We start from the raw sequence: 17,070 nt of genomic DNA, 5'->3' as shown, positions 1-17,070 counted from the left end.
TTTCCTGACCAAACGGTTCAGAAAGAGCCTATGGATTGTCAGGGAGGGTTCGATGAATCCAAATACGCTCGAAAACTACTGGATGCCGTTCACCGCGAACCGCGACTTCAAGGCCGATCCGCGCATGGTCGTGTCTGCCGAGGGAATGTATTACACTTCCGAGGATGGGCGGCAGATCATGGACGGCGCAGCCGGTCTGTGGTGCGCCAATGCCGGACACAGCCACCCGCTGATTGTCGAGGCGATTGCCACCACCGCCAAAACGCTGGATTTCGCGCCGATGTTCAATTTCGGCCATCCCGAGCCCTTCCGGCTGGCAGGTCAGCTTGCCGCCCTGTTTCCGGAACCGCTGAATCGAATCTTCTTTGCCAATTCCGGTTCGGAGGCAGTGGATACGGCGCTCAAGATCGCGCTGGCCTATCACAAGGCGCGCGGCAAGGCGGGCAAAAACCGTTTCATCGGGCGTGAACGGGGCTATCACGGGGTCGGCTTCGGCGGTATCTCGGTCGGCGGCATCGTGGCGAATCGTAAACAATTCGCGACCCATCTGCCGGGCGTCGATCACATGCGTCATACCCATGATCCGGCCCGCAACAGCTTTACCCGCGGTGCGGTGCCGCATGGCGTCGAACTGGCCGATGATCTGGAACGGCTGGTGACCCTGCATGGCGCCGAGACGATCGCGGCCGTGATCGTCGAACCCGTCGCCGGCTCCACCGGTGTTCTGCCGCCGCCCGAAGGCTATCTGCAACGCCTGCGCGAGATCGCGACCCGGCATGACATCCTGCTGATCTTCGACGAGGTGATTACCGGTTTCGGGCGTCTGGGCCGTGCAACCGCTTCGGAATATTTCGGTGTGACGCCGGATCTGATGACCTTCGCCAAGGGCGTCACAAGCGGCACGATCCCGATGGGTGGGGTTGCTGCCGCACAGTTCATCTATGATGCGGTGGTCGAGAATTCCGAAACCCCGATCGAACTGTTTCACGGCTACACCTATTCCGCCCACCCGGTCGCCACCGCGGCGGCGCTTGCCGCCCTGCGCGCCTATAGCGAAGAGGGGATGTTCGAAAATGCCGCCCGTCTCGAGCAGGCATGGGGCGATGCCTTCCACGGGCTGAAGGATGCGGCGCATGTGACCGATATCCGCACCATCGGGCTGATCGCCGGGGTCGAGCTTGCCAGTCGCGACGGCGCTGCCGGCGCGCGCGCCGTCGAGGTGATGAAACGCGCATGGGCCAAAGGGCTGATGATCCGCGTGACCGGGGATATCATCGCATTGTCGCCGCCGCTGGTCCTGTCGGAATCCGATATCGGTTTCATGGCGGACACGCTGCGCGAGGTTCTGGCGGAAACCGCCTGACATGAAGGATAGCGGGCAGGATCCTCTCCCGCTATCCCATACGCTCGGACGCATAAGAGCCGGGCGAGGCCGGGAAAACCACCGTCTTGTTGCCGTTCTGGAACACGCGGTGGTGAATATGCGCATGGATCGCGCGCGCCAGGACCTGACTTTCCACGTCGCGGCCTAGGCTCACATAATCCTCGGGCGATTGAGCATGGGTCACGCGGATGATGTCCTGTTCGATGATCGGCCCTTCGTCCAGATCGGCGGTGACATAATGCGATGTCGCGCCGATCAGCTTCACCCCTCGCTCGTAAGCCTGCTTATAGGGATTCGCGCCCTTGAAGCTGGGCAGGAAGGAGTGGTGGATATTGATGATCCGCCCCGACATCTTCTGGCACAGCGAATCCGAGAGGATCTGCATATAGCGCGCCAGCACCACCAGTTCCGTGCCGGTATCCTCGACAATACCCATCATCTGGGCTTCGGCCTGTGACTTGTTCTCTTTCGTCACCCGGATGTGGTGAAAGGGGATATCGTGATTCACCACGAGTTTCTGATAAGTCAGGTGGTTCGAGATCACCCCAACGATATCGATCGGCAGCGCCCCGATCCGCCAGCGATACAGCAGATCATTCAGGCAATGCCCGAAATTCGACACCATCAGCAGCACCTTCATCCGATGCGCGGAATCATGCATCGCCCAGATCATCCCAAAGGGCTGTGCGACCGGATCGAACCCCTCGCGCAACTCTTCCAGCCCGGTACCGGTTTCGGGGCGGAACGTGACGCGGATGAAGAAACGTCCGGTCAGTTCATCGTCGAACTGCGCCGCATCGGTGATGTTGCACCCGTTCTCGGCCAGATAACCCGAGATCGCGGCAACGATGCCGCGACGGGATTCGCATTGCACGGTCAGGACGTAAGAATTCATTCAGGTGATCCTTCTGAAAACCGGAGGCCAAGCGGGGGGATACGGGCTGCCTGTCGCCCGCCGATTAGCATGGGCCTGCGCCCATGCCGGTCACGGCGGCGAACAGATATGGCAGGAAACCGTCATGCGGCGTAAAGATCACCCGCCGGTTTCGGTCTTTTCCCCCGCTGATTCGGCGGAATCACCTGTAATTCCTTCGGGGCGTCCGACAAGGATAAAGCGCAGATTGTCGGAATCCAGAAGCCGTTCCGCCACCTGTTTCACATCATCGGCGGTGACGGCTTCGACCAGATCGTTGCGGTAATTCGGGTAGTCTATGGGAAAGCCCGCAAGCTGCATGCCGGTCAGAAGCGAGGCGATCTTGCCATTGCCGTCGAACCGCAGGGGATATTCGCCGGTCAGATAGGTCTTGGCGTCACTCAGTTCCTGTTCGGTGACGCCATCCGTGGCCATGCGATCCCATTCCTGACGGATCAGATCGATCGCCTGCCCGACCGTGGCGTTCGATCCGGCCATGCCGCCCTGCCATGTCTCGCCGTAGAGCCCGTTGGCAAGGCCGGTGCCGATGCCATAGGTCAGCCCCCGCTTTTCCCGGATTTCGTCCATCAGACGCGAACTGAAGCCGCCGCCGCCAAGGATATGATTGGCCACATAGGCGGCAAAGTAATCCGGGTCGTCGATAGGCAATCCCGGCCCGGCGAAACTGACGATCGTCTGCGGGCTGTTCCAGTCGATCACCGAGACGCCGCCCGTCAATTGCAGCTCTGCCGGCTGTGGCAGGGGAGCGGTTCCCTTTTCCGGCAGACCGCCGACGATCTTGTCGATAAGCGCGCCAAGCTCTTCCGCGCTTATGTCGCCTGCCGCGCCGACAATCACCCGGTCACGGGCCAAAACGCGGTTCTTGGCCGCTACCAGATCGTTGCGGGTCAGGTTTTTCACCGATTCGGCCGTGCCGTTGATCGAACTCGCGTAAGGGTGATCCCCCCATGCCTGCTTTGCCATTTCCTTGGCGGCGATCGCCTGCGGATCGGTAGCCTCGGCCTTGATGACGGCCTGCACCTGGGCGCGAACCCGGTCGACAGCCTTATCCTCGAACCGCGGCTGAGTCAGGGCCTGCGCAAGAAGCGCGGCGGCGTCATCCCTGTTCTCGGTCAGGCTGCGCATCGAGACATTCAGCGAATCATCGGCGACGTCAAAGCTGAACTGTGCGCCCAATGCCTCGGCCGCCTGCGCGTATTCGGTCGCGTTCAGCTTGCCGGCACCCTCTTCCAGCGTTGCCGTCATCAGGTTGATGGCGCCGCGCTTGGCAGGATCGTCCAGGCTGGCGCCGCCCTTGAAACTGATGCTAAGGGCGGTGAAAGGGATCGAATGATCCTCGACCAGCCAGGCTTTGACACCACCAGGAGAGGTGACCTCCTGTATGTCGATGGCATGGGCAGGAATGGCCAGAACGGCGAAGAAAATGGCTATTGCGGCGCGGATCATTCTTGCACCTCGCTTTTGGCGGCTGCATCGGAGGCTGGTTGTTGTGCTTCGGGGGCCGCCGGTTGCGCGTTGCCCCCGGGTTCCTCTTCCGCGGGCAGCAGCCACCCGGTGACATTGGCATTGCTGTTCAGAACCTGCCTTGCGGCCTCTGTAACATCCTCGACTGTGACAGCAGAAAGAATATCCGGCCAGTCATTCACATCCTCGACCGTCAAACCGGTTGCCAGACCCTGCCCGTAATCATAGGCGCGCCCATGCGCCGAATCGCGAGAATAGATCTGCGAGGCGCGGATCTGGGTCTTGACCCGTTCGAGATCCTTGGCGTCGGGGCCGGTCTCGGCGAATTTCTCAAGAACCTCGTCAAGCATCGTCTCGGCCTCTTGCTGATCCATCCCCGATGCGGGAACCATCGAGATCGAGAATGCCCGCGGATCGACAGCCAGCCCGTCATAATCGGCACTGACCCACAGCGCCTTGCCCGGAATCGCAAGCTCGCGCCCCAGAACCGAGGTTTGCATCGATCCGCCCAGCAATTCGGCCAGAACCGTCAGGGCGGCGGCGCTTTCCTGTTCGCCGGAATTCCGCTCTGGCACCAGATAGCTGCGGGTCATGCGCGGCTGGGCCACCCGCGCGTCATGCATCTCCATCCGGCGCGGCGCGTTCTGGACCGGCTCTTGCGGGCGGGCGCGCGGCTCTGGCTTGCCTTTTGCGGTAATGGGGCCGTAATATTCCTCGGCCAATTCCCGCGCCTTTTCCGGGGTGACATCGCCGGCAAGGATCAACACCGCCTCATCGGGCGAATAATGCTCGTCATACCAGGCGATCGCATCCTCGCGGGTGAGAGCCATCATCTCCTGCCGCCAGCCGATGACGGGACGACGATAGGGATGGTTGTAGTACTGGACGGCATTATGCTCTTCCGCGAAAAGCGCCTGCGGGTCGCTGTCGATCCGCTGCGCCCGCTCTTCCAGAACCACCTGCCGCTCGGCCTGCCAGTCATCCTCGCCGATCTTTAGATTGGCCATCCGGTCCGCCTCCATCTCCATGATCAGGGGCAGGCGGTCGCTGGCGATACGCTGGAAATAGGTGGTGTAGTCGTAAGAGGTAAAGGCATTGTCCATGCCGCCGTTCCGGGTGACGGTTTTCGATAGTTCCCCGGGTTCCAGCTTATCCGTGCCCTTGAACATCAGATGTTCCAGATAATGGGCGATGCCGGATTTGCCGGGGGGCTCATCGGCCGCGCCGATCTTGTACCACAGCATCTGCACGACGACCGGGGCCCGGTGATCCTCGATCACCACGGTTTCCAGACCATTGGGCAGGGTGAAATGACTGATCCCCTCGGGTATCTCGGCAGGGGCGGCCGGCGCGGTCAGCAACAGAGCCAGCACGGCGGACAGGGCAGGACGACGCATATTCCAGACGATCTCCTCTTTTGCACCGAAACCTGACCGCCGGAAGGGGCGGGCGCAAGCATGACTTGCCACAGCTTTCGACAAAGTGAACCGAAGCGTGAACGGGACCGCCGGGACCCCGTTGCGCTACAGGACGTAACGCGACATGTCTGCGGAACGCGCCAGATCGCCCAGATGCTTTTCGACATAGGCGGCATCGACGCCGACCGTCTCGCCGCTCTTGTCGGGGGCGGCGAAGGACAATTCCTCGAAAACCCGCTCGATCACGGTATAAAGCCTGCGCGCGCCGATATTCTCGACCGAGGCATTCACCTCGGCGGCGATCCTCGCCAGCGCGGCGATACCGTCATCGGTAAAGCCCACCGTGACGCCTTCGGTCTTCATCAGGGCGGTATATTGCCGGGTCAACGCGTTATCCGTCTCGGTCAGGATGCGGATGAAATCCTCTTCGGTGAGGGCGCGCAATTCCACCCGGATCGGCAGGCGGCCCTGCAATTCCGGCAGCAGATCGGACGGCTTGGCAACATGGAACGCGCCCGAGGCGATGAACAGGATATGGTCGGTCTTCACGGCGCCGTATTTTGTGCTGACCGTAGTGCCCTCGATCAGCGGCAGCAGGTCGCGTTGCACGCCCTCGCGGCTGACATCGCCGCCGCGGGCATCGGTGCGGGCGCAGACCTTGTCGATCTCATCGATAAAGACGATGCCGTTTTCCTGAACCGATTCAAGCGCCGCCGTCTTGACCACCTCGTCATCCAGCAGCTTGTCCGCCTCTTCCGCGATCAGCAGATCATAGCTTTCCGAAACGGTTATCTTGCGGCGCACCCGCCGCCCGCCAAAGGCTTTCATCAGTCCCGACAGATCCATGATACCGCCCATCGCGGCTCCGGGTTGTCCGGGAATTTCCATCGCGCCAAGCGGATTGGAGTTGTCCTGCAATTCCAGTTCGATGACCGTATCGTCCAACTCGCCGCGCTTCAGCTTGTCGCGGAACATCTGCCGCGTGCCGTCGCGCGCGCCGTCCCCGGCAAGCGCCTCGATCACCCGATCCTCGGCAGCCTTATGCGCCCGCGCCTTGACCTCTTCGCGCATGCGGTCCCGCATGTCGATCATCGCCGAATCGGCCAGATCGCGGATGATCTGCTCGACATCCCGCCCGACATAACCGACCTCGGTGAACTTGGTTGCCTCGACCTTGATGAAGGGCGCATTGGCCAGTTTGGCAAGCCGCCGGCTGATCTCGGTCTTGCCGACGCCGGTCGGGCCGATCATCAGGATATTTTTCGGATAGACTTCATCGCGCAGATCGTCGCCAAGCTGCTTGCGCCGCCAGCGGTTGCGCAAAGCGACCGCAACTGCGCGCTTTGCATCCTTTTGCCCGATGATGAAGCGATCCAGTTCGGATACGATCTCGCGCGGTGTCAGGTCGGTCATGTCATTGCCTCAATTGGCTTCTTCTTTGTTAAAATACCTCGGGGAGTCGCGCGATCCGCGCGACGGGGCAGCGCCCCTTCACCCGCCGATTGTCTCGACCGTCAGGTTTCCGTTGGTGTAGATACAGATATCCGCCGCGATCGCCATCGCCTTCCGCGCAATCGTTTCGGCATCCTGATCGCTGTCCAGCAACCCCCGCGCCGCGGCCAGCGCGAAATTCCCGCCCGAGCCGATCGCGGCCACCTCATGTTCGGGTTCCAGCACATCGCCCGCGCCGGTCACCACGTAAATCTGACTGCCATCGGTCACGATCAGCATCGCCTCCAGATTGCGCAGATATTTGTCGGTCCGCCAGTCCTTGGCCAGCTCCACGCAGGCCCGCTGCAATTGCCCCGGAGCGGCCTCCAGCTTGGCCTCCAGCCGTTCAAGCAGCGTAAAGGCATCGGCGGTCGAGCCGGCGAAACCGGCAACCACCTCATGCCCGCCGGGTTTGAGCCGGCGCACCTTGCGGGCTGTGCCCTTCATCACCGTCTGGCCGACGCTGACCTGACCGTCGCCTGCCACCACGACCTTGCCGCCGCGCCGCACGGCAAGGATCGTCGTGCCATGCCAGCCGGGGAATTTGTCTTCCGTCATTCCTGACCTCCGTCATTTGGGATCAGATATGGCGGAGAAAGCGGCTCTGCAACCCGTTGATAACCGGGAGGGGGCGAATTAACCTGCCGGGATGGGAAAATGGCGGTCCATGAAAATAGTTTAATTTCATTATATTATCTGTGATAAGCCGGCTTTGGCCAGTGCTATGCAGCCGATACGATTCATAAGGAAAGACAGCAATGCCACCCATTCTCGGCCCGGGTTTCCACGATGTCCCGAACGATCATATCGCGACGGTTGTGACGTCGCTTGAAATGCGCGCGGCGCCGGCGCCTCGGCCCGAATATCCTGCATCCGATCTGCGGCTCGCGCTTTGGCGTGATCCCGATCCCGGGGCCTATCGCGCATTGTTTCGCCTTGTGGGCGAGGACTGGTTGTGGTGTTCACGGCTGCTGATGACGGACGAAAAGCTGACCTCCATCATCCATGATTCCCGGGTCGAGATTCGCAGGCTGGACACACCCGAAGGCAGTGGCCTGCTAGAGCTGGATTTCCGCACGGATGGCGAATGCGAACTGGCGTTTTTCGGCCTGTCCGCCGGGCTTGTCGGCAGCGGAACAGGGCGATGGATGATGAACCGCGCGTTGGAGATCGCGTGGTCGCGGCCATTGTCCCGGCTTTGGGTACATACCTGTACGATGGATCATCCCGGCGCGGTTGGGTTCTATCGCCGCTCGGGCTTCGTGCCGTTTCGTTGTCAGATCGAGATCATGCCGGATCCGCGCATCAGTGGGCTGCTGCCGGAGACCGCAGCGCCGCATATCCCCTGCCTGCCCGTTCTGCCTGGCTAAAGCACGTCGCCGGGTATCGGATTCGGATAAACGCATTTCTTCTTTGCAGAAATACCTTTGGGGGTCCGGGGGCAAAGCCCCCGGCCATCGCGGGACGCGATCCCCTGAAACCGGTTAACCGCAATCCTCTGAAAGCAATCAATCGTCGGACTGCGCCTCGGCCCGGCTTTTGCCCGCCACATCCATCGCAAGGGTCGCGGCCATGAAGGCGTCCAGATCACCGTCAAGCACACCCTGCGTATCGCTTGTTTCCTGCGAGGTGCGCAGATCCTTCACCATCTGGTAAGGGTGCAGCACATAGGAGCGGATCTGGTTGCCCCAGCCCGCATCGCCCTTGGCGTCATGCTGGGCCTGAATGCTTTCGGTCCGCTTGCGCAGCTCGATTTCATACAGGCGCGATTTCAGTGCGGCCATGGCATTGGCGCGGTTCTGGTGCTGCGATTTCTCGGAGCTGGTGACGACGATACCGCTGGGAATATGGGTGATCCGCACCGCCGAATCGGTCGTGTTGACGTGCTGTCCGCCCGCGCCGGATGACCGATAGGTGTCGATCCTGATCTCGTTATCGGGCACCGTGATCTCGATATTCTCATCGACGACCGGATACACCCAGACGGAACTGAACGAGGTATGCCGCCGGGCCGAACTGTCGAAGGGGCTGATCCGCACCAGCCGATGCACGCCGCTTTCCGATTTCAGCCAACCATAGGCGTTATGCCCGGAAATCTTATAGGCGACGCTGCGGATCCCGGCCTCTTCGCCGGGGCTTTCGCTCATCAGTTCGACCTCATAGCCCTTTTTCTCGGCCCATCGGACATACATCCGCGCCAGCATCGACGCCCAGTCGCAGCTTTCGGTGCCACCCGCGCCCGCATTGATTTCAAGGAAGGTGTCATTTGCGTCGGCCTCGCCGTTCAGCAGGGCTTCGAGTTCCTTCTGCGCGGCCAGTCCGGCCAGCGATTTCAGGTTGGATTCCGCCTCGGAGACCAGTTCCTCGTCGCCCTCTTCCTCGGCCAGTTCGACCATCTCGGCATTGGCGGCCAGATCGGTTTCGATCCGCTTGAATGTCTCGATGGCGTCGACCAGAGCCTGCCTTTCGCGCATCAGCTTTTGCGCGCGCGCGGGATCGGACCACAGATCGCCGGCCTCGATCATCGCGTTCATCTCTTCCAGGCGGTGCGGGGCCGTGTCCACGTCCATCCGCTGCCCCAGAAGGGTCAGGGTGCGTTGGATCGCTTCGATTGTGGACTGCGTCTCGGCGCGCATGGGCAGGCTCCAGTTCATCAGGATCAGGTCAAGGGTGTTACCGTGCGGCAAGGCTTACGGCAAGGGGATAGCCCCGGCGGTGGCAATTGGGGGCCAGCCCCCAAACCCCTAGGTATTTGGACAAAGAAGAAGGGAGGGGGCGGGCATTTTGATTGGAAGTGCCACGCCGAAAGGAGGCGTTGGCGCCGTCAGCTTCGCAGCACGCCGCCGGTCGCCCTCTGGACCTTTTCGATGATCTTCTGGCTGACAGTCTCGATCTCGGCGTCGGTCAGGGTCTTGTCGCGCGGTTGAAGGCGGGCGGTGATGGCGATGGATTTGCGGCCGTCATCCAGACCGGTGAACTGATCGAAGACCGTCACCTGTTCGATCAGGGCCTTGTCTGCGCCCTGCGCGGCGTTCACCAGGGTCAGGGCCTCGACCTGTGGATCGACCACAAAGGCAAAGTCGCGTTCGACCGCTTGCAGTTCCGAGTTCTCCAGCGCGGACCGGGTTGCGGTTTTCGTCTTGGGGAAGGGAATTTCGGCGATGCGGATGGTGAAACCGACCGCGGGGCCTTTGACATCCATGTCACGCAGGATGCGGGGATGGATTTCGCCGAATGTCGCCAGAACCTTGGGGCCAAGCGCGATATTGCCTGCCCGGCCCGGATGCCACCAGCCATCCAGTTTGCGGTTGATCTGAGCCTTTGCGGGGGCGCCGATGGCGGCCAGAACCGCTTCGGCATCGGCCTTGGCGTCGTAAAGATCGACCTTGCGGCGGCTGCCGAACGGATCGCGCGGGGCATTCGCGCCGACCAGAAGCCCGGAAAGCTGGATCGCCTGTTCGCCCGGCTCGCCGCCGAAGAAGACCGGCCCCATCTCGAACAGGGCCAGATCGGCGAAGCCGCGCGCCTGATTGCGGGCGGCGGCGGCAAGAAGGCCGGGCAGCAGATCGGGGCGCAGATGGGTCATCTCGCTGCTGATCGGATTCTCGACCCGGACCGCATCCTGTCCACCACCGAACAAGGCCGCCGATGCCTGATCGATGAAGCTGTAGGTGACGCATTCGTTATAGCCAAGCGCCGCCGCCTGACGCCGCGCGGCATTCTCGCGGATCTGCAATGGCGTCAGAATCGGTTTCGGTACCCCGGCATCGATACGCGGCAAGGGCTTGTTTTCCAAACCGGAAAGGCTGGCGATACGGGCGATTTCCTCGACCAGATCGGCTTCGCCGAGAACATCGGGCCGCCAGGGAGGCACATGTGCCATCTCGCCTTCCAGCCGGAAGCCAAGGGCTTCCAATGTTGCGCGCTGCGTCGTTTCGGGGATTTCCAACCCGACAAGGCTGGATGTCCGGGAAGGATCGAGGCGATAGGCGCGGGACGTATCGGGCACCGCGCCCGCCGTTACCACCGCGGAGGGTTCGCCGCCGCCAAGCTCGATCACCATCTGCGTGGCAAGGTCCAGCCCCTGCAAGGTGAATTCCGGATCGATGCCGCGTTCGAAACGGTAGCGGGCATCGGAATTGATCTTCAGGGCCCGCCCGGTCGCGGCGGTGCTGATCGGGTCGAACCAGGCCGCTTCGATAAAGACTTCGGTGGTGTCGCTATCCGAACCGGATGCCGCGCCGCCCATCACGCCCGCGATGCTTTCGGGGCCATTCTCGTCACAGATGACCACCGCGCCCGCAGGCAGGCGATAGGTCTTGTCGTCAAGCGCAAGGATCTCTTCGCCCTCTTGCGCGGCACGCAGGGTCAGATCGCCTTTCACCTTGGCGGCGTCGAAGACATGCAGGGGGCGGTTCAGGTCATAGGTGAAGAAATTGGTAATATCGACCAGCATGTTGATCGGCCTGAGCCCGATCGCGGTCAGGCGCTTTTGCAGCCATTCCGGGCTGGGACCGTTCTTGACCCCGCGCAGGACACGGCCGGCGAAGAACGGCGCCTTGTCCGCCACTTCGGGCTGGATCGTCACATTGATGGGGCAGGGGAAGGCCGGTTCGATCTTCGCTTCGCGCAGCGGTTTCATCCGGCCCAGACCACGCGCCGCCAGATCGCGGGCGATCCCGCGCACGCCAAGCGCGTCGGGGCGGTTCGGCGTGATCTTGATATAGATCATCGGGTCGATCTTTTCCGGCGCATTGGCAGCCAGCCAGTCGACGAATTTCTGCCCGACCTCGCCCGAGGGCAGCTCGATGATGCCGTCATGCTCGTCCGACAGTTCCAGCTCGCGTTCCGAGGCCATCATGCCGTGGCTTTCGACGCCCCGGATCTTGCCGACGCCAAGCGTCACGTCGATGCCGGGCACGTAATCGCCGGGCTTGGCCAGCACGACGGTGATTCCCTCGCGTGCGTTAGGCGCACCGCAGACGATCTGCTTTTCACCCTCATCCGTCAGCACGCGGCAAACCCGCAGCCGGTCGGCATCGGGATGCTGTTCCGCATGGGTGACGCGGGCCAGCGTAAACGCCGCCAGTTTCGAGGCGGGATCCGAGACCTCTTCAACCTCAAGACCGAGATCGGTTAGTGCTTCGGTGACCTCATCCAGCGTCGCCGTGGTGTCGAGATGTTCTTTGAGCCAGGAAAGCGTGAATTTCATATCGCAACCGTCATGTTTTGCCCTGGTCTCCTAGCGCAAGGTTGCGGGGATTGGTAGGGGGCAGGCTGATATCGCCGGAAGAGAGGCCGGTCCTGTCGCGATACGGCCGGATTTTTCAGGTATTTGGGCAAAGAAGAAATACCGGATACAGTCGGAGAAACGAGAATTTCCGGGGGGCGCTTCCGCTTAAATCATGCGGAAGCGGGTGCCCCAAGGGTCCTGCAGGATCTGCCCGGAGGCATCCGGGCTGTTCACCACGATTTCCGCCAATCCGGCCATATTCGGATCGCGCGGCCCCGCGCCCCGGCTGTTCCAGATATTCCCGGCCAGATGGTGATGATAACCGTTCCAGCCGTACCATGCCCCACCAGGCGCGTCGAAGCTGCGGGTCAGGCCCAGTTCGCCGCGAAAGAAATCATCGGCAGTATCGAGTTCGCCGACCTGCAGATGGACATGGCCGATCACCGTGCCTTCAGGCGCGGTTTTCCAGTTCGCGCCGGTCGCATTCGCCAACAGTTCCTGCAAGTCCAGTCGCCGGGTATACATCTCGACCCGGTCGCCATCGCGGTTCCACTCTGATTCCGGGCGGTCGAAATAGATCTCGATTCCGTTGCCCTCGGGATCGTCAAGATAGATCGCTTCGCTGACGCCGTGATCGGACGCGCCGGTCAGGCGAAGCCCGCTTTCTGCGGCGTGGCGCATCCAGTCGGCCAGATCGGAGCGCGAGGGTAACAGGAAAGCGGTATGGAACAGCCCCGCCTGATGAGGATCGCGTGGTGTCGCGGCGGGATCATGGCGCAGTTCCAGAAGAACACGCGATCCGGCACCCAGCCGGGTTATTCCGTTTTCTTCGCCCAGTGGCTCAAGGCCCAGCGCGGTGCGGTAAAAATCCGCCATGCGGGCATGATCACGTACCGTCAGGGCGATATGGTCGATGGTTTTCGTGCTCATGGCATCTTTCCCGGTCAATTGCGATCCGTCACAGGCTGGCGGCGAAGCCGGCGATGAAATCGGCCAGCCTTTGCCGGGTCTTGTCGTCGGTCAGGTTACCCTCGGCATCGCACATATCGCCCGCGCGGGACACCAGTAGCCGCCCCTCGTGCCATTGCTTCGCGCCAAGCGTGCGCAGCACCGGCAGCCAGTGGCTCTGCGCATGGGCGGTCCCGAAATTGCCGGGCGAGGCGCCGGTGACGGCGACGGGCTTGCCGCGGAAATTCTTGCCGCCTTCGCCGCGGGACATCCAGTCGATGGCATTCTTGAACACGCCGGGAATGCCGTTGTTATATTCGGGCGAGACCAGCAACAGACCATCGGCCCCGGCCAGTTGCCGGTTCAGTTCGGCCACCGCGGGGGGCGTGCCATCCGCCGCTTCCGCATCGCCGTCGTAAAGCGGCACATCCGCAATCGAGCCAATAGTGATGCTGACGCCTTCGGGGGCAAGCTCCTGCGCGGCGCGCAGCAGGCCCGCGTTGAACGAAGCGCGGCGCAGGCTGCCGCTGAGGCCGAGGATGGTGGTCATGTGGTGTTCTTCCTTTCATCGTGCCGGGGGCGCGTGGCCCCGGGCGGTTCGGTTAGTCGAGCGGTTTCAACCCCGCCTCGATCTGGGCGCGCTTCGGTTCGAGGAAGGGCGGCAGCGACAGCCCCTCGCCCATGGTTTCGCGCGGCTCGTCCACATCGAATCCCGGTTCGTCCGTGGCGATCTCGAACAGATTGCCACCGGGTTCGCGGAAGTAAAGCGACCTGAAGTAATATCGCTCGACCTCGCCCGAATTCGGAACGCGGAAATCCGCAACCCGGTTGGCCCATTCGGTCAGTGCGGGTTTGTCGGGCACGCGGAAGGCGACGTGATGCACCGCGCCCGCGCCCTGACGCGCGACCGGAAGACCGGGCTGCACGGCGACATGCAATTCGGCCGCCGCGCCGCCTTCGCCCATCTGGAAGACATGGACCTGACCTTCGCCGTCCGGGCTGGGATAATCGCGGACCTGCCGCATGTTCATCACATGGGTCAACAGTGCTTCGGTCGGCCCGAGTTCGGGAACCGAAATGGTGATCGGACCCAGTCCGCGAAGTTGATGTTCGGCGGGAACCGGGCTTTTCTCCCATGCGACAGAATTCCCTTCGGGTGCCGCCACAAGCCGCAGGCGCTGGCCCTCGGGATCCTCGGCGTCAAGGCTGGCGCGACCGTCAAGCGTGACGATCCGGCCGGTGCCGACTCCGGCATCGCGCAGACGCCCGGCCCAGTAATCAAGGCTGTTCTCGGCCACCCGCAACCCGGTGCGGCTGATCGAATGCGTACCGCGATATTCGCGGGCCACGGGCCAGTCGAAAAAGGTGATATCGGTGCCGGGGCTGCCCGCGCCGTCGGCGAAGAACAGGTGATAAGCTGACGTATCGTCCTGATTGACTGTCTTTTTCACCCGGCGCAGGCCAAGCGTGCCGGTATAGAAGCGGTTGTTGCCGGCCGCGTCGGCGGTGATCGCGGTCAGATGGTGGATTCCTGTAAGCTGCATGATGCGGCTCCTTTCCCTTGTCTGACCGCAATATGGCGCAGCGGGTTTGTTCGTGGCACCCGTCCGCCGGGCAACGCCGCGTTCGGATATTGCGAACGGCTGCGGCTGCGCTATTGTTCCCATCATGAACTGGTCCATCATCGATATCGAGACATTTTTGGCGGTACTGGATGCGGGAAGCATTTCGGGCGCGGCGGCGCGCGCCGATCTGTCGAAATCGGTTGTCAGCAAGCGGATCACCGATTTCGAAAAGGCTTTGGGCGTGCCCCTGTTTACGCGCCATGCCGGGCGGATCGCCCCGACCGATAACGCATTGGCCCTGTCCGAGCGGCTGCGCCCGGCATTGGCGGAACTGATCGCCGCCACCGAGAGCGTGACCGGTTCCGAGGCAGAACTTCGGGGACGTCTGGCGATTTCCGCGCCGATGAGCTTCGGGATCCGTCATCTTGGCCCGGTGATCGCAGGTTTCGCCCGTGCCCATCCGGAACTGGAGATCGTGCTGGATTACGACGACCAGATCACCGATATGGGCCGGTCGGGCTTCGATGTGGGGCTGCGGATCGGTCATCTGAAGGACAGCACGCTGATGTCGCGCCGGTTGTGTGAGGACCCGCGGGTATTGGTGGCCAGCCCTGATTATCTGGCCATGCACGGCCCCTTGACCGGTATCTCTGATCTGCCGCGGCACGAGATCATCGGCTATCTGAATGTCCGGCTGGGCGAGTTGTGGCCTTTGAATGCCGATTTTCCCCGACCCCGCCCCGGGAGGGTCATGGCAAATAACGGCGACGCCATGCGTGATCTGGCGATCGGTGGGCTGGGCCTTGCGCTGTTGCCGCTGTTCATCGTTCATGACGCGATCCGTGAAGGGCGGCTTGGGCGCGTTCTGCCGGACCTGCCGCTTGAGCCTTTGCCCGTATCGGCGGTCTGGCCGCCAATCAGGCCGATGCCGCGCAAGGTCAGACTATTCGTCGATCATCTGGTCAATGCATTCGCCGGGACGCCGCCATGGCATGCGAAAATGCATGGCACGTAAATCTGAACGGAAAAACGATCTTCCTGAACAATGGCTTGTTCGTCGCCCCCCGGGTTATGGGCCTGTCCTGCCAACGGAACTGTATCGGACAGTAACAAATGAGAATCTGTTCAGATTGATGAATCTTGGTTAATTTAGTGTCATGACAAGCCGGATCGCGCCACTGCATGGACAGAATGTCGCAGTGAAATCCGGGAAATAACGACTAATTGGCGGTATGGACAGGAATGCTGACCTAATATTGGCTGCAGCATGACAACCGCAATTATATGGTGAATGATGAGTATGATGATCGGCGCAGGAGCGCGAGATAATCCCAACAACAAGTCCTCGGCAGGAAAGAAAGCCTATGTGCTATATGCGCCTTTGGATCTCGAGCAGCGGGTTCTGAGCGATGCGGGCCGTCAGATCGAAGCCGTCGCTTTTGCGCTCGCGAAGCGGGTTCCCGCAAAGAAAATCGGCGAGTTGATGGAGATCGCAGCAAGAATCCAGAATTTCCGGGTCAAGAGTTGAATTTGGTAAAAAGGGAGGAGGGCAAACAACGTTCACAGCTGTAGGGCGATAAAGGCGCGGTACTGGGCTGGCGGTTCCGTCCTTAGATTGTCCGGTAATGCAAGTAACTGTAAGATATCGGAAATATCTGCGCGATCATTGTCCCCCAACGCAAGTTCGCGTTCTTCCGATGCGACCCGCTAAAGCGAGTTATCGCTGCTTTAGCGGGTTTGCTATGCTTTGCACTATGACATTCTGGCCAGTTATGACATGGTAGTGTTGTCTTAACTTGTGTTATGTAGCCATGTCTGTTCTCGAGGTCTTTGGTCAAAATCTGCGCAACCTGACAGCCCTGCGGGGGTCGCAGGCTCAGGTGTCGGAGGATCTGGATATCAACCGCATCCAGTTCGGACGGTATCTTCGCTCCGAATCCTTTCCCAAGCCGAATGTTCTCAAACGCATCTGCGATTATTTCGACGTCGATGCCCGGATCGTGACCGAGCGTCTGACCCCCGGCCAACTTGAAATGATCGGCGCGGGCGCAGGCAAACTTGCGGCTATTGTCCCCAATCCGTCGGCCATGAACGAGGCGATCACCTATTGCGCATCGGATCAGGCCTATTTCGATGACAATACCGGATTGCCCGACGGTATCTACCAGTTCTGGCGCCGGGCATTCGCGCGGCCGGACTGTGCCGTGAAGATGCTGATCAAGATCGCTTCGCTGAATCATGCGCGGGTGATCCGGGGCTATGATCCTGTATTAACCTATTTCGACAAGAAGAATTATCGGGGTCAGGCGCGGGAATTCCGGGGAATGCTGCTCAGGCAGCGGGTCGGCTATGCAAGCATCAGTTTTCATCACGAGCCATCAAGGGTGGTCTCGGTCAGTTATTTCGAACCGGTCGATACCGTGACCGGCAGCTTTGCCGCCGGTTTCAGCATGATCGCACGCGCAGAGCGGCCCGATTGCCACCGCGTCAGCCGTAGCATCATTTCCCGGATCGAGGGCGGCTGGACGGATGTGATGCGGGTTGCCCGCCTGCCGTCCTTCATCGCATGGGAGGATGTGCCGACCCGGATCCGGCCCTATATCTTCCCCGCAGGCGAAACATTCTGATCGTGC

Annotated in this window: 15 protein-coding genes; 5 read left to right on the top strand and 10 right to left on the bottom strand. The window is 61.5% G+C overall.

Translation table 11 applies throughout. The features are described 5' to 3' along the window. Positions 1 to 52 precede the first annotated feature (52 nt). On the top strand, positions 53 to 1,363 hold the full coding sequence (gene aptA / locus Q0601_RS14755) for an omega-aminotransferase AptA (protein WP_305290616.1): 1,311 nt from the start codon (positions 53 to 55) through the stop codon (positions 1,361 to 1,363). Between the two features lie 31 nt (positions 1,364 to 1,394). Here aptA and purU read toward each other — a convergent pair whose 3' ends face one another. The 5 genes from purU to hslV form a co-directional block, all read right to left on the bottom strand. Next, on the bottom strand, positions 1,395 to 2,279 hold the full coding sequence (gene purU / locus Q0601_RS14750) for a formyltetrahydrofolate deformylase (protein ID WP_305290615.1): 885 nt from the start codon (positions 2,277 to 2,279) through the stop codon (positions 1,395 to 1,397). A 138-nt stretch (positions 2,280 to 2,417) separates the two neighbouring features. Beyond that, positions 2,418 to 3,764, bottom strand: coding sequence for a M16 family metallopeptidase (locus Q0601_RS14745; RefSeq protein WP_305290614.1), 1,347 nt, complete (start codon positions 3,762 to 3,764; stop codon positions 2,418 to 2,420). Further along, on the bottom strand, positions 3,761 to 5,179 hold the full coding sequence (locus tag Q0601_RS14740; RefSeq protein WP_305290613.1) for a M16 family metallopeptidase: 1,419 nt from the start codon (positions 5,177 to 5,179) through the stop codon (positions 3,761 to 3,763). Before Q0601_RS14740 ends, Q0601_RS14745 begins: the two co-directional genes overlap by 4 nt. Before the next feature lie 126 nt (positions 5,180 to 5,305). Continuing rightward, positions 5,306 to 6,613 carry an ATP-dependent protease ATPase subunit HslU gene (gene hslU, locus Q0601_RS14735; protein WP_305290612.1) on the bottom strand — a complete coding sequence of 436 codons (1,308 nt, stop codon included), beginning with the start codon at positions 6,611 to 6,613 and terminating at the stop codon, positions 5,306 to 5,308. Between the two features lie 78 nt (positions 6,614 to 6,691). Further along, positions 6,692 to 7,249, bottom strand: coding sequence for an ATP-dependent protease subunit HslV (gene hslV / locus Q0601_RS14730; RefSeq protein ID WP_305290611.1), 558 nt, complete (start codon positions 7,247 to 7,249; stop codon positions 6,692 to 6,694). Between the two features lie 200 nt (positions 7,250 to 7,449). Between hslV and Q0601_RS14725 the strand changes: the two genes are divergently transcribed. Continuing rightward, positions 7,450 to 8,061 carry a GNAT family N-acetyltransferase gene (locus Q0601_RS14725; RefSeq protein WP_305290610.1) on the top strand — a complete coding sequence of 204 codons (612 nt, stop codon included), beginning with the start codon at positions 7,450 to 7,452 and terminating at the stop codon, positions 8,059 to 8,061. A 138-nt stretch (positions 8,062 to 8,199) separates the two neighbouring features. On the opposite strand, the gene prfB is transcribed toward Q0601_RS14725, so the two are convergent. From prfB to Q0601_RS14700, 5 genes are all read right to left on the bottom strand, one after another. Beyond that, a complete protein-coding gene (gene prfB / locus Q0601_RS14720; RefSeq protein WP_305290609.1) occupies positions 8,200 to 9,327 on the bottom strand; it encodes a peptide chain release factor 2 in 1,128 nt (375 codons plus the stop codon). Positions 9,328 to 9,515: 188 nt separating this feature from the next. Next, on the bottom strand, positions 9,516 to 11,903 hold the full coding sequence (gene pheT / locus Q0601_RS14715; protein ID WP_305290608.1) for a phenylalanine--tRNA ligase subunit beta: 2,388 nt from the start codon (positions 11,901 to 11,903) through the stop codon (positions 9,516 to 9,518). A 186-nt stretch (positions 11,904 to 12,089) separates the two neighbouring features. Next, positions 12,090 to 12,854 (bottom strand): VOC family protein, encoded by a 765-nt coding sequence (locus Q0601_RS14710; protein WP_305290607.1) that lies wholly within the window; start codon positions 12,852 to 12,854, stop codon positions 12,090 to 12,092. A 28-nt stretch (positions 12,855 to 12,882) separates the two neighbouring features. Further along, the gene (locus Q0601_RS14705; RefSeq protein WP_305290606.1) at positions 12,883 to 13,422 is read right to left on the bottom strand and encodes an NADPH-dependent FMN reductase; all 540 of its coding nucleotides are present in this window, start codon (positions 13,420 to 13,422) and stop codon (positions 12,883 to 12,885) included. Between the two features lie 52 nt (positions 13,423 to 13,474). Continuing rightward, entirely contained in the window at positions 13,475 to 14,416 is a 942-nt protein-coding gene (locus Q0601_RS14700; RefSeq protein WP_305290605.1) for a ring-cleaving dioxygenase, read from the bottom strand. A 124-nt stretch (positions 14,417 to 14,540) separates the two neighbouring features. On the opposite strand from Q0601_RS14700, the gene Q0601_RS14695 reads away from it, so the two are divergent. The 3 genes from Q0601_RS14695 to Q0601_RS14685 all read left to right on the top strand — a co-directional run bounded on the left by Q0601_RS14695 (position 14,541) and on the right by Q0601_RS14685 (position 17,064). Next, complete coding sequence (locus Q0601_RS14695) at positions 14,541 to 15,452, top strand: LysR family transcriptional regulator (protein WP_305290604.1); 912 nt, start codon at positions 14,541 to 14,543, stop codon at positions 15,450 to 15,452. 279 nt (positions 15,453 to 15,731) lie between these two features. Beyond that, positions 15,732 to 15,965, top strand: a complete 234-nt coding sequence (locus tag Q0601_RS14690) for a hypothetical protein (RefSeq protein WP_305290603.1) — start codon at positions 15,732 to 15,734, stop codon at positions 15,963 to 15,965. Positions 15,966 to 16,248: 283 nt separating this feature from the next. Next, positions 16,249 to 17,064 (top strand): helix-turn-helix domain-containing protein, encoded by an 816-nt coding sequence (locus Q0601_RS14685; RefSeq protein WP_305290602.1) that lies wholly within the window; start codon positions 16,249 to 16,251, stop codon positions 17,062 to 17,064. The last annotated feature ends 6 nt before the right edge of the window (positions 17,065 to 17,070 follow it).

Source organism: Paracoccus wurundjeri (assembly GCF_030678915.1).
Classification (GTDB): Bacteria; Pseudomonadota; Alphaproteobacteria; order Rhodobacterales; family Rhodobacteraceae; genus Paracoccus; species Paracoccus onubensis_A.
This window is presented reverse-complemented; position numbering and strand designations above follow the sequence as displayed.

Excerpts from the sequence above, each read along its gene's own strand:
- Q0601_RS14710 (WP_305290607.1), bottom strand. The coding sequence starts at position 12,854 with ATGAGCACGAAAACCATCGACCATATCGCCCTGACGGTACGTGATCAT.
- hslU (WP_305290612.1), bottom strand. The coding sequence starts at position 6,613 with ATGACCGACCTGACACCGCGCGAGATCGTATCCGAACTGGATCGCTTC.
- prfB (WP_305290609.1), bottom strand. The coding sequence starts at position 9,327 with ATGCGCGCCGAGACGCAGTCCACAATCGAAGCGATCCAACGCACCCTG.
- Q0601_RS14740 (WP_305290613.1), bottom strand. The coding sequence starts at position 5,179 with ATGCGTCGTCCTGCCCTGTCCGCCGTGCTGGCTCTGTTGCTGACCGCG.
- Q0601_RS14700 (WP_305290605.1), bottom strand. The coding sequence starts at position 14,416 with ATGCAGCTTACAGGAATCCACCATCTGACCGCGATCACCGCCGACGCG.
- Q0601_RS14705 (WP_305290606.1), bottom strand. The coding sequence starts at position 13,422 with ATGACCACCATCCTCGGCCTCAGCGGCAGCCTGCGCCGCGCTTCGTTC.
- Q0601_RS14725 (WP_305290610.1), top strand. The coding sequence starts at position 7,450 with ATGCCACCCATTCTCGGCCCGGGTTTCCACGATGTCCCGAACGATCAT.
- aptA (WP_305290616.1), top strand. The coding sequence starts at position 53 with ATGAATCCAAATACGCTCGAAAACTACTGGATGCCGTTCACCGCGAAC.
- hslV (WP_305290611.1), bottom strand. The coding sequence starts at position 7,249 with ATGACGGAAGACAAATTCCCCGGCTGGCATGGCACGACGATCCTTGCC.
- Q0601_RS14690 (WP_305290603.1), top strand. The coding sequence starts at position 15,732 with ATGAGTATGATGATCGGCGCAGGAGCGCGAGATAATCCCAACAACAAG.
- pheT (WP_305290608.1), bottom strand. The coding sequence starts at position 11,903 with ATGAAATTCACGCTTTCCTGGCTCAAAGAACATCTCGACACCACGGCG.
- Q0601_RS14695 (WP_305290604.1), top strand. The coding sequence starts at position 14,541 with ATGAACTGGTCCATCATCGATATCGAGACATTTTTGGCGGTACTGGAT.
- purU (WP_305290615.1), bottom strand. The coding sequence starts at position 2,279 with ATGAATTCTTACGTCCTGACCGTGCAATGCGAATCCCGTCGCGGCATC.
- Q0601_RS14745 (WP_305290614.1), bottom strand. The coding sequence starts at position 3,764 with ATGATCCGCGCCGCAATAGCCATTTTCTTCGCCGTTCTGGCCATTCCT.
- Q0601_RS14685 (WP_305290602.1), top strand. The coding sequence starts at position 16,249 with ATGTCTGTTCTCGAGGTCTTTGGTCAAAATCTGCGCAACCTGACAGCC.